Origin of the sequence: Brevibacillus sp. Leaf182 (genome assembly GCF_001423865.2) — a bacterium.
Lineage (GTDB): Bacteria > Bacillota > Bacilli > Brevibacillales > Brevibacillaceae > Brevibacillus > Brevibacillus brevis_C.
The window spans coordinates 237,526-254,505 of sequence record NZ_LMPN02000017.1; the positions used below are offsets into that span (position 1 = coordinate 237,526).

The following is a 16,980-nucleotide window of genomic DNA, read 5'->3' on the forward strand; positions in this document are numbered from 1 at the left end:
AAGCCCTATGGGGTTATTTGGGTTTAGTTCCGCCCCAGAATGATTTCGGGCTGCTGACCTTCCGCTCTTCTGCTTTCATTTTCCATATATTCGTTCGGCTCTTGACCGTCTGTGAATCAGACGATGATTCGCTAACCGATTTTCCGCTTTCCTGCCATTCTTCCGGCCAAGGCAGCGGCTTCCGTATGGCGTCTCCTGAGCGCACTTCCTGCCAAGATGCTACAACCGCATGAACATTGGTGCCTCCGTCGCCAAAACAGTTTATCGCCGCTGTTCGAACCGATTCACTCCAGCTCTTCGTTTCACGGTGAAAGAAAAACGGGGACGCTTCCAAATCAAAATGCCGCATCGGCAGCTCGCCCGATAAAAACGGTACAAACTGGCCATGATCGAGCATCAACACAACCTTAATGAAGCTCGCAATCCCTTCGGCGCTTAGCGGGTGACCGATATTGGGCTTGATGGAGCCCAAAGCGATAGCGGCATTTCCACCGTTGCCATAAACCTGCTGGATCGTCTTGAGCTCCAACAGATCGGTTACTTCCGAGCCTGAGCCGTTCGTTTCGATATAAGAGACGTCAGACGGCTTTCTGCCGCTCTTCTTTAAGGCTGCGAGCATGACGTCCTTCTGTGCCTGCATATTTGGAGCTGTCGGCCCCGCGGTTTTCCCATCGTTATTTACGGCGATTCCCTTGATAACCGCATAGATGCGGTCTCCGTCAGCCAGCGCCTGTTTCACTGTTTTTAACAGGACAACGCCGGCGCCTTCACTGAGTACAACGCCATCAGCCCGGCCGTCAAAGACGTGAAATGTCGAGCTTTTGCTCAGAATGCCGCGCTGACCGAATAGCTTGTGCGAGAAGTCGCTGTTCAGCAGACTGACCCCTCCCACCAACGCGGACACCGTATCCCCGCTCCGCAGGCTTTGAATGGCCATGCTCATCCCGGTCAAGGCAGAGGAGCAGGCCGTATCGATCACCATGCTGGGACCCCTTAGGTCAAGAAAACGGGATATATTGGCAGCCAAGTAATTTTGGCCGACCGCGACAATCGGATTTCTCGTTTGAAGGAGCAGTTCCTCGCCCGGCCAATACTGGGTTCTGGCACCGATATAAACGCCAACGGCCTTTCCTTTTACGTCCGCACGGTTATATCCTGCGTGATGAAGCGCTTTTACACTTTCCTCCAAGATGAGCAGTGCCTGCGGGTCCATCGCTCTGGCATCCTCGTCCGGAATATGAAAAAACGACGGATCGGCATGGCGAAGCTCATCCAGCAACCCTGCATAATAAGGATGGGCGCTCCCCCATCGTTCCTTCGGGACCGGCCGTATCGCGCTTCGGCCTTCCGTGAGCAGTGACCAATAATGGGTCAAATCCTTCGCTCCCGGAAATCGACTGGACATCCCGACGACCGCAATATCCTCCTCGCCGGTTCGTTCCTGATGAATGGACTGACGGGAGATCTCCGCTTCAGGCATGGAAGGAGCATCTCTTAAATCATGAATTGGCATTGACTGTTCATGCTCCTGGCACTCCTGGCTCCCCGACAGCAACGCCCGGGTCAGCGGCTCGCCGTAGGAGGCCGTCAGCCAATCTGCGAGCGACTGAATGGTCGTATGCTCGTAAAGCACCGATGGATCGATATCCTTGCCTACGGTGCGGCTTATTGTCCGAATTAATTGCGCCAATATGATCGAGTCTGCACCATAATCCTGAATTGGTATGTGAAGCTCCAGCTTGGATCGCTCAAGCTTCAATTCCGCTGCAAATAAATCCAACAGCCATGAACGTACGGCTCCCGGCAGCGATGCTTGTGACTCCAAGCGCACTTCCGATGGGCCGGAAACGATAGCTCGCGTGGTGAGGCTGCTTTCAAGTCGCCGCATAAGCAGACGCTCCGGCTGCCACTTGTCAGGTTGAACGACAGCAGGCAGAACGACCGCTCCCGGCGGATTTGCAATCATATGATCGAGTAATCTCAGCCCTTCCCGGTCGGTCAGGCTGTGCATACCGGTGGCAAGAAAGGCGCCGCTTTGTACCTCGCCCATGCCCGATTCTTTCCAGCTTGGCCACTGAATGCTGATAATGGGCTTTTGATTCGCATGAGCCTGCGCGAAATAATCCATAAACGAATTGGCCATCGCATAATCGCTTTGTCCCGCAGCTAGCGATGGAACAGCCGCCGATACGGACGAGAATAGAGCAAAAAAGGCAAGCGGCTCATCCTTGAAACATTCCCATACGGACATTAATCCTTCCACTTTCGGCTCCAATACCTGCCGTATAACAGAGGTTGGCTTGTGAACAAAAGCTGGATACTCCCGATCACCGACGCCGGCGCAGTGGATCACGCCTCCTGCCGGTCCCCATTCCTCTCGAATATCAAGAAGCGCCTGCTTTAGTGCACCGGTATCCGTTAGCGGGATGTCGAGTGTCCGCACGTCAGCCCCTATCTTCTCCAATTCCTTGACCAAACGGATCTTATTCGCCATTGGTGAAGTCCGGACCGCCTCGTTTTCCCATGCTTCCCGGGGAGGCAGCGCTTCTCTCCCGAGCAAGACAAGCCTTTTCACGCCCATGGTTTCAACGTAATGGCGTGCACACAATGCGCCTAGTCCCCTCGTTCCGCCGGTAATCCACAGCACATGCCCCTCCGGCCACGAAAGCGGCTTGGCATTCTGTGTCGTCTCTTGCTCCCGCAGGCATGCACGGTAACGCACGGATTTGCGGTAACAAATTTCCGGCCACTCGCTGTTACCATGCAGTTCTGCAATCAATTGTTCCGCCCAGGCTTTACAATGATCCGAAGCATCCATATCGACATGCCTGGAATGAATATTGGCGTATTCGCTTTGCAGCATACGGTATAGTCCGGCTCTGCAAGCTCCGGATAATCGCACGGCATCGCTGTGGAATCGTTCAAGACCTTTCGTTACGCCGATCAATTTGATCCCTTTGCTTCGTCTTACGTCTATTAGCCGCTGGAGCCAAGGCAATCCTTCCAGGTTCCGATCCGCTTCGCTGCTGCAGCCTAAAAGGTCAATGCAAGCATCGAAATCTATCTCCTCGACCTCTCCCGCTGTCATCTCATCGAGTTGGCGAGAATGAAGGACGACAGCGCCGGGAAGCCGGGATTTAAGTTCCATCGCAAGCTCGCGAGTTCCATCCTCAGTAAGGATAGCGACTTTACCTGGCAGTTCACCGGCGGCCGATGCCTGCTCTTCTATCCATTCTTTGCAGAGCAAACGTGTCGTATCGGGCTTAAGGGAGTCTGCGGCAGCACCGCTTGAGGCCTCTGCCGGCACCCAATAGTGGTCACGAGAGAACGGATATACCGGCAAATGGATACGATTTTGCCTCTCGTCCCCGAATAATAAATCCCCGTCCAGGCTATAGCCTTGGCAGTATAACTCGGCCAGCGCGATCAATGCTGTCCGGTATTCACTCGAAGCCTTGTCCATAGACTGGATTTTATGAAGCCATTCGGCCCTTTCCTGCTCCTTCGCCTTGTCGGCTTTAAACATCCGTTCTACTTGTCCGAACAAAATATGCGGTCCAGACCGCTTCTCAGCCGCGGCCAACCAGGCTTCTACCGCTTCCTCCTTGCTGGAGGCAACAATTACGCAGCGATAAGCAAACGGCTGTCTGCCTTCGAGAAGCGTAAGGCTAATTTGTGATAATTCCACCGATTCTGGCTGACTCGCCATGTAATGGCGCATATCGTCTATTCTCTGCAAAAGCGCATCCTCGCTCTTTGCTGAAAGGGGAAGTATATAATACGCTGTTTGACCGGAATCGCTGCTGTGCCGCTTCTCGTTGTAGCTCTGAAGGACGAAATGGGCATTCGTACCGCTCATGCCGAACGCACTTACGGCACCGGTTAACGGCTCACCTGAGCTGGAACGCCATGACCTCGGCTCGCGGTTCACATAGAACGGGCTCCCTTCAAAGCGAATAAAGTCGTTTTCCTTATCCATATGAAGACTTGCAGGTATCGTCTCATGACGGAACGCCTGGACGAGATTAACAAGGCTGACCAGGCCTGAAGCTGCGAAGCTATGACCAAAATTAGTTTTGGGAGAGGTTAACGCGCATGTGCTTTCGTTCAACGCTGCCCCTTTAAACGCTTCCTGAAGCGCGTGGATTTCGACAGGATCTCCCAGCTTTGTACCCGTTCCATGCGTAACGATATACTCAACCTGCTTCGGATTCACGCCGGCCTGCTCGTACACCGAACGGATGAGGCGGGCCTGTGCTGCCGCATTCGGCGCCGTAATTCCGTTCGTTTTGCCATCATAATTGATGCCGCTGCCGCGGATGACAGCATAAATCGGATCGCCATCTTTCTTTGCCAAAGACAATCTTTTCATCACGACGGCCACGACCGCCTCGCCCGGTACCATTCCGTTCGCCCGGTTGTCAAAGGCATAGCATTTGCCGTCCGGCGAGAGCATGCCCGCTTCCCTCATCCCGTTCAAATACAACGGCGTCAGCATAAGGTTAACACCGGCGGCGATAGCCGTATCGCATTCACGGTTGCGAAGGCTGACACATGCTTGATGGGCGGCGACCAGCCCGGAGGAACAAGCGGTATTGATTGACATAACAGGTCCGCTCAGGTTAAGGAAGTACGAAAGGCGGGATGCCAGTATCGCATTGTTCGTGGATGTTACGCTGCCTGCCCCTTTAGCGATAAACTGGTAGTCTCCATCCTCTGCTCCGACAAATACGCCGATATTTCCTTCTCGCAACTGCTTGCTCCCGTATCCTGCATCCTCCAGCGCTCGCATCGACTCCTGCAATAACAGCCGCTGCCTTGGGTCCATCAGCTCCGCCTCACGCGGAGAGATTTCGAAGAAGGCAGGATCGAACTCGCTGACGCCCGGCACCCATCCGCACGTCCAGTTCTCACCGTTCATGAGAATGCTTCGTTCTTCTGGCATCGGCTGAACCACATCGCGGCCTTCCCGGAGAATACGCCACATGTCTTCAACCGAACGGGCCTCAGGAAACCGTCCGCTCATGCCGATAATCGCGATGGGCTCCGGAAATGGATGGCTTTGTGTTTCAACCGCAGCGGCGGGCTCTTCAATCGGTTTAGATAGCTCCGTATGAACGGATTCCGGAGCAGCCGCTTCCTGATGAAATTCCAGCACATCATCAGGACGAAGCTCATCTCTGTCCTTGTAAAACCCGGTCAGGTCGTCACGATGCTCCCGCAAGTAAAAATGGATAAGCTTCTCCACCGTCGGATAGGAGAAGAAGACCGCTGGCGTAAGATCAATGCAGTAATGCTTGGTCAGCGATGAAGCCAGCTCGGCAAAGCTGATGGAATTGAAGCCGAAATCGGAAAAATACTGTTCCTTGTCGATCCGGTCAATCGGGATCGCTACTATTCGACTGATGTGCTCCTTCAGGTCTTCCTCCAGTAGCTGCTCTACATTCAGCTCGGCACGTTCTGCCCGCTTCGCGATTGATGTCAACGGCGCCGCCTTCACCGGCTTTACCACTTCCTGTTCAACTGTCGGCTCCAGACCTAGAGAGCGGCGGACGCTCTCACGATTTCCAACCATCACAAGATGATTGGGCTCATCCTGTGCTAACAGAAGCTCAAGTAGCGCAATCCCCTGCTCGGCTTCCAAGGCACGCTGACCGCTTGCTTGAAGATACATTTCCGTCATAGCCGGATCCCCGACACTCATGCCGCCATCCTTCCACAGCGGCCACTGAATGGAAACAATCGACCCGCCATGTCGTCGATCTCCCATGCGAACGCGGGAAGCCCGCTTTGCGTAGGCGGTCATGAACCGGTTACCGACAGCGTAATCGCACGATCCGAAATCGCCCAGTACAGCGGATATCGAAGAGAAGTAAGCAACAAAATCAAGCTCGCGTTCTTCTTGAAGCAGCTCATCGAGCAGGAGCGTGCCGGTAATCTTCGGTTGTATGACTTCGTGGAATTGCTCCGTTTTCTTCTCCAGAATGCTACGGCCGCTTTCCGTACCGGCTGCATGGATAACGCCGTTTATGCTGCCCGATAAAGCAGCCCGAGCTTCAGCAAGTCCTTGCTTCATGGCGGCATAGTCACACACGTCCGCTTGGAACGCGAATACGGTGGCGCCTGCCGCTTCAAGCTTTTTCATCATCGATCTTTTGCGAGCATCAATGGATGACCGACCCGTCAGGATAAGCTTGGCCTGATACGTTTTGGCCAAATGCTCCGCAACGACCATGCCAATTCCGCCGAAGCCGCCTGTAATGAGATAAATGCCGCCCTGGCGGAATTTGGTCGCTTTCGGCTGAAGCCGGGTTTCGCGCACGGAACAAACATGCCGCTCTCCCCCTGCATATAAAGAGCTTCGCACCATGTCCTGTCCAAGCTCGATCCACAACGACTCCCAAAGATTGCGACCCGAACTGCGTTCCGCCTGAAAACCGTCCGTAAAGAGATGAACAGACATCCGCACATCCTTCATAAGCGGGCCGATCGAACGCTCAAAGCCGATCCAAGACTCCGCATGGCAGTGTTCGATTTCCGTGGAGCACGTCGCCGCGACCAGCAGCCTGATCGACGTAAGGCTGGAGGCATGCATCCCTTGGATGAGCGCGGTTAGTTCGTCCGTCATTTGCGCTGAAGGCGCTGTCTCCAAAGGCCATAAAAACAGAATGGCTTCTACCGCCTCTGTCCGGTTGACGTCCGCCAGCACCCGTTCGAAGCCGGATGAATCCCACTTATCTATGGAATGCGGCCATGTATTCAACGCTCCGCCCTCGTAACGTGACACAAAAACCAGCTTCGTCTTCGGACTTAAGCAGTTAACGGCTTCCGTCAGCTCTAGTTGACGGTGTGAATCCGAAAGGAAGCAAACGACCGTCCGCGGCTGTTCGCGCAGCATTTCCTTCCATTCAGCCGGCTGCCACGTTTCCTGAAACGTCATCACTTCAAAAGGGACCTTAACCGCAGCCGGTTCAGAAGCAACGAGCCAATAGCGTTCCTTGGCAAACGGATAAGTCGGCAGGCTCACCCTGCGCGGAGGTTTGCCGCCGTAGAGCTTCTGCCAATCGATTTCGAGCCCACTCGTCCAAAGATCAAGCAGCTTGCCGTACTTTCCCTTGGCAAACCAGGCATCAATCACCGTCTGCATATCATCGTCCGCAGCCAGTGCTTGAAACGAATTTCTTCCCCGCTTAACCTGTCCGCGATAAATGCTGGGGCCGGCACCATACATCCTGTACTGTTCCAGCTTTTCCTTTAGCTCCGCAATTGACGCTGCGGTGAAGGCTAAGCGTTCCTCCATCGCCGGCCGGCCAATCTGAAGCGTAAACGCAATATTTGCAAGCTCCTCATTCCGCCATGTTGTTGCCTCGATGGCTTCAGCAAACTGGAGGACGTTCGCTTCCAGACGCTCCTCATTCATCGCGGATAAAACGATGATTGAATCGTGCTGTGCCAAGTCCGGACGGTCTTCGGCCTTCCCTGTGAACTCTTGGACGACAAGATGGGCATTCGCTCCTCCGGCACCGAAGGAGGATATGCCAGCGATACGTGGATACGTGATCGTTTCCCCGTTCAAGACGACGACGGGCCGCTTCCATTCCGTCAGCCGCTGCTGCACCGCAAAAGGCGTCCGCTCGAAGGTGATATTCGGATTTACTTCGTCCGCGTGCAAAGTCGGCGCAAGCTGTCCATGCTTCATTTGCATCAGCACCTTGGTCAGTCCCGCTATGCCGGCCGCGCTCTCACAGTGGCCGATATTCGATTTAACGGATCCGATCGCACAATAGCCATGTTCTCCGGCCAGCGGCGAGAAAGCTCGCGTCAGCCCCTCGACTTCAATCGGGTCACCGAGCGCCGTTCCAGTACCATGAGCTTCGATATAGCTGACGGCACCCGGATGTACGCCAGACCGCTTTAATGCGTCTTGGATCAACTGTGCTTGAGCGGAAGCGCTGGGTACTGTATAGCCGTTCGTCCGGCCGCCGGCATTCAGCATGCTTCCTTTTATGATGCCGTAAATATGATCGCCGTCCGCAATCGCCGCATGCAACGGCTTGAGGACAACCGCGCCTACACCCTCTCCATCGACGAATCCGTCAGCTTGTGCACCGAAGGATTTGCATTGATCGCCGGAGGAGAGCATGTTCAACGAAGTTAACCTCTCGTAGTGGACTGGATCTACGATCAAATTAACGCCGCCCGCAATCGCGCATTCGCTGGTACCGGAATAGATACTCTCAAGCGCAAGGTGGATCGCAGTGAGCGAGGAGGAGCATGCCGTATCGACAGCCAGGCTCGGCCCCTGGAAATTCATCAGATAAGATAGCCGGTTTGCAATGGACCAAAAATTCGCACCAGTCGAATAATTGCCGTTCATCACCCCGACAAAAACACCAACCTTCCCGGAACGGCTTAGACGTTCCGGGGTATAACCGGCATCCTCTATACTCGCATAAGCCGTTTCCAAAAAAATCCGCTCTTGCGGATCCATTCGTTCGGCTTCCTTGGGCGCAATCTGAAAGAATAGCGGGTCGAATTTGTCGATATCGTCCAGGAATCCGCCCCATTTGCTATAGACCGCGCCCTCCTTGCCCCTCTCTTCGTCGTAGTAGAGTCTCCAATCCCACCGGTCAGATGGGATTTCGGTAATGCAATTGGTTCCGTGTTTAAGGTTTTCCCAGAACTGTTCTACATTCCGTGCCCCCGGATAACGTCCGGACAAACCGATGATCGCCACATCCTGTTTGCCTGCCGCTTCGCTCTCCGACATTTCGATGACCGCTTGCTGTTCCTTAATCGACTCAAGGGCAGCCGGTTCAATATGACGAGTTGGCGTTAGATTTCTAACGGGGACTTCTTGCGTATCGAAAATGGAGCTGCCTACTGCTTGTCTCTCCATTCCCGTGAAGCGAAGCATCTCTTCCGGATGGGCTTGCAGCAAATAGTCGGCTAGCGCATTAATCGTTGAGTGCTCGAAAAATAGCGTACTGTTTATTTGGGCGAAATGAGGCCGGAGTGCTTCTGTAAGCTGCACGACCAGAATCGAATCGATTCCGTATGTCTCTAGCGGCACGTATGTTTCCATGCGCTGGTATGGAATTTTCAGCGTTTCGCTGATGAGTGCCTTCAGTCGTTCTCTGCCCTTCTCGCGGAGCACCTCCTGGCTTTGTTCATCCTTTTTGGCGGGCAGCGTTATACGAGCAACCGGCTTACGCTGGGGTTGTTCTTTTGCAGCGTTATCCGATGCATCCTCTTGACTTTGTATCCGAATTACACCGTCGCTTTCGGCTGCTATAATCTGCTGTCCAAGACCGTGTGAATGCTCAGCAGGGAAAAATACATCGAGGAAGCCCTCCTCCTCCAACAGCGAACGCCACGAATTGGGGGCCAAACCCGGTGATCCCGGCATCCGAAGCTCTTGATCCTCATACAGCCACCAGCCTTCAAGCAGACCGAACGTCAGGTGGATGAACAGATTGCTACTGCTCATTTCATTGAGGAGCAGCAGACCGCTGTGCTTCAGGACCGTCTTGACGCTTCGGATCGTTGTCTTCATATTTCGGGTTGCATGCAGCACATTGGTTGCAATCACAAGATCGAATGCGCCTTCCTCGAAGCCCTGCACCGCCGCCGGCTTCTGGGCATCATATAGACGATAGGTCAAAAACGGGTAATGCGGTCCGTACTCGTGCTGGGCATGAAGCAAAAACGCTTGAGAAATATCCGTATAGCAGTATTCTGCAATATGCTCCTGCAGCGGTTTAAGTCCGGCCAGCACCCGTGCGCTTGTTCCGCCCGTTCCTGCGCCGATTTCCAAAATGCGCAAGCGGACGGCTGGATCTTCTTGAACCCGTTCCCTCATAAACGCAAGCGTAAGATCCGATACGATCTTGTTGAAGTAATCCGCGATATGATTGTTTTTGTAGATACCCTCGACAAGCGTCATCGATCCGTTCGGGAATATAATATCCGTAGCGGCGGTATTTCCGCACAGCACCTGCGGAAGTGCTCGGAGTGCAGCGTCGACAAGGATCATTTGTGCGCCGGAATCCGGGTGATGCCTCCATTGCTCCAAATGCAGATCCCATTGGGCCCAGACGGCTGCAAGGTCTTCTTTCCGATTTGGATCGACGATGTATTCGCCGACAACCTCCGATATAAAGCCATAGCGAAGTAAATAATCGATGCTAGTCTCCAACCATCTGTCGTAAAGCCGAGATTGGCCCAGCAATCCGGCCAGCTCCTCCTTGGCTTGCCGCTCTCGGTTAAAGAAGCCGGCAGCTTGCAGTTGCACCCAAAGAAGCTTGACCAGAAGTTCTTCTTCCAGGCGTTTCACATCTCGTATGCTCTCCTCTATACCGTTCACCTGACCGCTCCTTTCGTCCATTGCGATACACGCGGCTTTCATCTTATATCTGCGATCCTATCCGCCAGCTCCCTGAAGCTCCGGTGCCGGATGACCAGCTCCGGCGTTACATCTACTCCGAGCCGTTGATTGAGCATTTCCGTGAGTAAACTCATCTTAACCGGATCAAGGCCGTATTCCGCTAATTCCGCGTCGGGTTCTATGTCCTGTTCGTCGACCTTCAAGAACATTGCTGCCGCTTCCCTCACGAGAGACAGCACCTCTGCCCGCTGCTTCGCATCTGGGATGCTTCCTGTCTTTTCCTCTAAAGGTCGTGCTACAGACGAGAGAGCTTGAAAGGGAGCCGGAGCGAAGTCGCTTCTGATCCTGCTGATGACTGATCCGAAGCGTTGAGGTAGAACCGTTATATGCTGATCTGCGACGGTTTCCTCTATATGCAGCGGCTTGGTCGTTTTGACGAAGCACAGTTGATTCACCTTCCCTGCAAGCAGTCTTTCCACGACGTTCATGGCTTCGTCCGGCTCGATCGACCCCATTCCGATCCGGGCCATTTTCTCGCGGAGAGTCTCGGTTGAAACCGTCCCCACACTTCCCCAATACCCCCAATTGATCGTCTTGACGGCACAAGACCATTCAGAGGCGAGCTTCGCTGCGAAAGCGTCGCTAAATGTACACCCGGCTGTGTAATTGCTCTGACCAGGCGATTTCAGAAACGAATTAAAGGATGAAAAGAACAAAACAAAATCCAACTGCTCACGATCAAATACTTGAGCTGTTCTTACAACTGTGCCGTTTTTGGCTACATACCCCGCTTCAAACCGCTGCTCGTCCATTTTTGCCAAACTTTGATCGAGCAGGACGATCGCGGAGTGAACAATGCCATGAATACGCGTATACCGCGACTTTATCTTCTCGTAGGCCTGCTGGAGCGATGTCAAATTTGTCGCATCGGCCTGGATATAGGATGGCGCAGGTCCAAGATCCCCTAACCGTGCGATCTTAGCCCGAATGACTTCATCCATCTCTCTGCGACCTATCCACACGATTTGTGCTTGATAGGTACGGATCATATACTCGGTCCATACCTCGCCAATGCCTCCAGCTCCCCCGATGACGACATAAACGCCGCCGTGCCGGTAAGCGGTATGCTTAATCGGCAAGCTTTTGACAGGAACCAGCATCTGCTTGTACCACCCGCCGTTTCGGTAGCCCCATGCGTTTCCCTTGGCATCCCTTGGCAGCAAGGGCAGAACGTCCAACGGCAGTTCGTCCTTCAAGCCTATGTCTAACAGTCGCACACTCCAGCTCGGATATTCCTTCGCCATGGACCCGACTAAACCATGGACACCGGCATGTGCAAAACCAGATGTTTCGCCTGCACGAATCGGCTGAGCCTCCACGGTGATGATGGACCAGTGCAAGGACCTCGATCCGAAGCCGATCTCGAGCAGTGACTTTATTAGCCTAAAAAGCTGGTATACCCCATCCTTTTGTTCACTGATAATCCCTTCGTCCCGCACGGTTTGAATCGGATGAACCGGCGAAATCCATATAATATGCTTCAGATCGTTATAGTTTCTCAGCTTCTGAGCCATATCCTCAATCGAAGCTCCGGCTTCAAACGACAGCGGCTGAGCCGCAGGATACCTGTGGCTGATTTGATTTATTTGCTCTGGCGTTCCGCCGATCACGATGTCGGCATCCGGAACATGCTGGGCTGGTGCTTCGTTGAATGCGGCAAGTTCCCAGGTAGGAAGCAGCAGCATTCCATCAGGTAATCGGTGAGCACCATCAGTCTCGGCTTGATGAGGGTTAAAGCTCCAGTCTCTTGATTTCCCTGCACTCTTGGTTGCCATTCCCCGCATGGCCACACAAACATGGCCTTCCTCGTCACACAAATCGATATCGAAGACGCGCAGCGAATCTCCTGAAGCCTCTGCTTTCCTTATGCGGGTAACCGCCCACATCACTGAAGTACAAGGACGGTAGACCGTAAGCTCCTGAATCGCAAATGGCACATAGGGCCCGTTTGCCTCAGCGTCGATTTGGCGTCCATGACTGTGCCAGGCGAAGCCGATCGTGGACTGAGCGGCAGCGTCGAGCAATACCGGATTGCATCCAATCCGCTGCATCTCGTCACTCATGGCACCCGGCAAATGAATCTTAGCGATCGCACAATCTTCGCCGATTTCAATCGTTTTTACTGCTCTATAACCTGGACCATATGCAATGCCAATATTTTCGAAAGCGCCGTAGCACGTTTCCTGATCCAGCTTTGCGACCGAGCATTGGGCTCGAATGGCCTGCACGTCCAACTGAGGAGGAGCAGAAGCTGCATGAATAACTGCTGTCCCTTTGCTATAGATCGGCCCTTCATCCGCATCCGCCTTCGAAGATCCTGCCAGAATACAAAATGAAACCTGGTTGTCATCCTCCTGCGTTAAGGAAACATGAATGTGTCCGGCCGTCGCTTTCGCAATAAAAGGCCGCAGCCATACCACATTTTCCAGCGTGATGGCCCGTCCCTTTTGCACGTAATCGGTCGCAAGCTCGACTGCAGCGCGGGCCATCTCAAGGTAGGCCATTCCTGGCATGATAGGCTGTCCGGAGACAACATGGTCTCGCAGCAACGTCTCCTCATTTGTAAAAGAAGCGCTGAACCGGGTCTTCCCTAACACCGACGTATTTCTGTGCACAAGCGGATGAAGACGCTCAGTCAAAACCTTCGTATGGAGCGTGTCCCGGTCCGAAGCCTTTTCTTCAAGCCAGTACCGCTCCTTCGCAAACGGATAGGTCGGCATGTGGATGCGCTTCCCCCCGTTTACCAAAGGCAGCGCTTGTAATCCCTGCACCCACTTCTTTGCGGCATCGGCAAGCTTTACCGCTTGAGAGGAACCGGTCTCATGCACGGATGGCGATTCTTCGCTTGATGCGATCGCATTCCTTATCTGCCGTCTGTTTACTTTCCCAGAGAATACACAAGAAGAAGGCCTCCGCAGCAAGTGGTCCTCCATTGCCTGCAGCAGTTCCTCCCTCGTGTTTGCCGTGAACGCCGCACGGACATCCATCTCTTCCCTCCCCGCTTGCAGTGTCAACGCCACATCTGACAAACAGATATCTGTTTCCCGCAGAAGGAAGGCTTTAAGGGATGCGACAGCGTCGTCCAGCCGATCTTCGGTCTTGGCCGATACCGGGAATATTAGCGGTTGATCCATAGGTGGGGCCGAATGTCCGGGCGATTCCGGATTGTATTCCTCAATGACCATATAGGCGTTCGTTCCGCTAAACCCGAAGGAGCTGACGGAGGCCCGTCGAATGCCGGATTCGATCTCCCACTTCTTCAAGGACGTGTTTACAAAGAAGGGGCTTCCATCAAGTCGGATATGCTCATTCAAGGAATCGAAATGAATGGTTGGCGGCAGCATACGGTGCTTCAGCGACTGTACGACCTTGATGACACCCGATACGCCGGATGCCGCGAGCAAATGACCGATATTACTCTTAATGGAACCGAGTGCGCAGTAGCCCTTCTTGTCCGTATATGCGCCGAACGATGCCGTTAGGGCTTCGACCTCGATCGGATCGCCGAGCTTTGTTCCTGTACCATGTGCTTCGACAAGCGAAATAGTCTCCGGGTTAATCCCGAATTTATCAAAGACGGATTTCTCCAGCTCTTCCTGCGAAGCGGCGCTGGGCGCTGTAATTCCGTTTGTCTTCCCGTCCTGATTAATACCCCAGCCGCGTATGACGGCATAAATCGGGTCTTTGTCGCGGACCGCGTCGGACAGCCGCTTAAGCAGCAGCACGCCCGTTCCTTCCCCCGGAACGAATCCATTCGCCCTGTTATCGAACGTATAGCAGTGCCCATCCTTGGACAGCATTCCGGATTTGCTCGTCATAATGTGCATGGCCGGACCGCTCATAATATTAACGCCACCGGCCAACGCCATGTCGCAATTGTCCAGGAGCAAGCTGCTGCATGCCTCGGAAATCGCGACAAGCGAGGAGGAGCAAGCGGTGTCGATCGCCATGCAGGGACCCTTCAAATTCAGCAGGTAGGAGATGCGTGCGCTTAAAATGGAAACCGAGGTCCCCATCAGATTTTGCGCATGGAGCTCTTCTCCTCTCTCCATACGTCCGTAATCGCCGGTGCCGCATCCGGCAAAGACCCCGCAGCGGCTGCCGGACAAGTCGGACGGACGCAGTCCGGCATTCTCGATGCATGCCCAGCTGTTCGCCAGGAATAGCCGCTGCTGCGGATCCATGTATTCCGCTTCCACGGGCGATATTTGGAAAAATAACGGATCAAATTTGTCCGCATCCTCCAAGACGCCCATCCATTTCGAATACGTTTTGCCCGGCTTCTTCGGATCGGGATCGTAGTATTGCTCGAGAGACCAGCGTTCTGCAGGAATCTCGGATACGCAGTCTTCACCTTTGCAAATGTTGTCCCATAATTCGTCAATATTAGCGGCCTTGGGGAATTGGCCTGACATCCCGATGATGGCAATGCCATCCAGATCGGTCGATTTCCGGCTTTTCTCCTTGGGCATATCTTCCCGACTACTAACGGACGCTTGCGCACTGTGCCATCCAAAGGATTCCTGCCTCTGACTTTTCTGCCTTCGCATCCGCTCGATCAGCTCATCGGTCCGGTCCGTCATGTCCTCCGCCGTACGGCTTATGACGACTTTGCCGATATGCTGTCCGCTGCTAACATATTCAAGCGCCTCTTGAACCCGCTGAAAGGGGTAAATCCTGGATACAATGGGTACGATTTTCTCCGTTTGAAGCAGGTCAACCATCACATGGAGCAATTCCTTGTTAAATCCCTTTTGGGCACTTAACCGCCGTAAATCAATGCTATGAATCGTTTGGTTATGTACAAGCCCGGAAAGATCCAGATTTCCACTCGTCTTCAGCGCATGCACGGCCAGCTCCAGGTAGCGGCCTGAAGGGGCCAAACAATTCAAGCCCTTCTGAATCGCGTCCCCGGCCAGCATATTAAGCACAACATCAACCCCGCGGCCATTGGTTAAAGAGGCGATTTCCCGATCAAAGGGCGAGGCGGTGTAATTGATCGCCGCAGCAACGCCAAGCCTATCAAGCAAGTCGAGCTTTTCGGCTTTGCTGCTCGTGCCGTAAATCTTGCAGCCTTTCAAATTCGCCAGTTGCATGGCGATAAGGCCGCAACCGCCTGTCGCCGTCTGAATGAGCACCTGCTCGCCGTGCGCAAGCTTCCCTGTCTCGAAAGCGTGATAGACTGTGGAGAAAACGACAGGTAGGCTGCACCCTTCTTCAAACGTTATGTTGGCAGGCTTCCGGACGGCATTAGCGGCGGCAACGTTCACTTCGCTGGCATGGCCGCCCAACTGCTTGCCTGTAAGAGCGATGACCTCATCGCCGATCCGGAACTCCTCCACGCCTTTGCCGATGCGTGTGACGATTCCGGCTACTTCAAACCCCGGCACGAATGGATAGTCGGGCATAGTCGGATATAGCCCGTTTACGCACATGAGATCCGGAAAATTAACCGCCGACGCCATGACTTGTACCGTCATTTCACCAAAATCGGGCTCCGATACAGACCATGGCCGTAAAGAAACCTCGCTGATGTGATGAACGTTCGACACGACCAGGCCGGCAGAATCCGATTTCGCTGACTGCCGGCTATCGACTTTTAATCCCGCCTTCTCCAGTTTCGGACTGCGGGAATCAGCATGGTCTGCTGGAGACGGGATTTTCCTCCCAGCGCCATCCTTCAGCGCCATAATTCGACGCTTGGCATCTTCAGAACTAACCTCCCCCGCTTGCAAAGCGCGAAGTATCTCTTGAATATTCACCCTCACACCCCCTGCCTGTTCGCTATTTGCCAAATAAGGACAGAATCTTGTCCCGAACTTCTGTCTGATGGAAGGTTAGCTCATGCATCGCGACTTCTTTCGCAATATAATTCGGGAGCTCGGCTCGCATTGTCTCAACCAGATGGTCCTTCAATGCAACCAACGAAAGGCGCGGCTTTTCCGCGAGCTGCCGCGCCAGCTCCAGAGCATGGCTCATCACTTGGTCCCGGGGAAGAACCGCGAAAGGCACGCCTCTCTTCTCCAGATCCGCCCCTCGGTAATTGCTACCGCTTAGCAGCATTTCATTGCCCAGACTCAATCCCAGCTTTCGCGGCAATATGTACGTTGCGCCCATTCCCGGTGTGAAGCCGTATTTCATGAAATTGGCCGTATACACACTCTCACGGCTCATGACGACAAAATCGGCAAACAATCCGATCACAAACCCGCCTCCGATCGCATGGCCCTGCATAGCGGATATGACGGGAACCGGGCATTCCAACGCAAGGCTGTAAATGTTGCTGTCCGTAAACTTCAATTGCCCTTCGAAAATGGCAAGCAAAGCTTCTTGCGTCCCTCCAGAAGCAAAATAAGTATCGTACCCGGTCAAAATAACGGCTTTATACCGCTCTGTTTCCTTTACAGTCAGGAAAGCATGCGCCAAACCCTTTACCAGGTCGTCGGAGAACGTGTTTTTGTATACGCGGTCCTGCATTGTAATCGTTGCGATACCCGGCTCGATTTCACGCAGCTCTACAACCGGTTGCATTA

At 53.7% G+C, this 16,980-nt stretch carries 2 protein-coding genes and 1 pseudogene; all 3 read right to left on the bottom strand.

The window, feature by feature from the left end; genetic code table 11:
- Positions 1 to 13: 13 nt before the first annotated feature.
- Positions 14 to 10,009: pseudogene (locus ASG16_RS07410) on the bottom strand (SDR family NAD(P)-dependent oxidoreductase); the annotation flags it as partial.
- Between the two features lie 395 nt (positions 10,010 to 10,404).
- Positions 10,405 to 16,209, bottom strand: a complete 5,805-nt coding sequence (locus ASG16_RS07415) for an SDR family NAD(P)-dependent oxidoreductase (protein WP_056495220.1) — start codon at positions 16,207 to 16,209, stop codon at positions 10,405 to 10,407.
- 22 nt (positions 16,210 to 16,231) lie between these two features.
- Complete coding sequence (locus ASG16_RS07420) at positions 16,232 to 16,978, bottom strand: polyketide synthase (RefSeq protein WP_048034927.1); 747 nt, start codon at positions 16,976 to 16,978, stop codon at positions 16,232 to 16,234.
- Positions 16,979 to 16,980 lie beyond the last annotated feature (2 nt).

What these genes read in the sequence shown, in the direction of transcription:
- ASG16_RS07420 (WP_048034927.1), bottom strand. Translation starts at nt 16,978, where the DNA reads ATGCAACCGGTTGTAGAGCTGCGTGAAATCGAGCCGGGTATCGCAACG.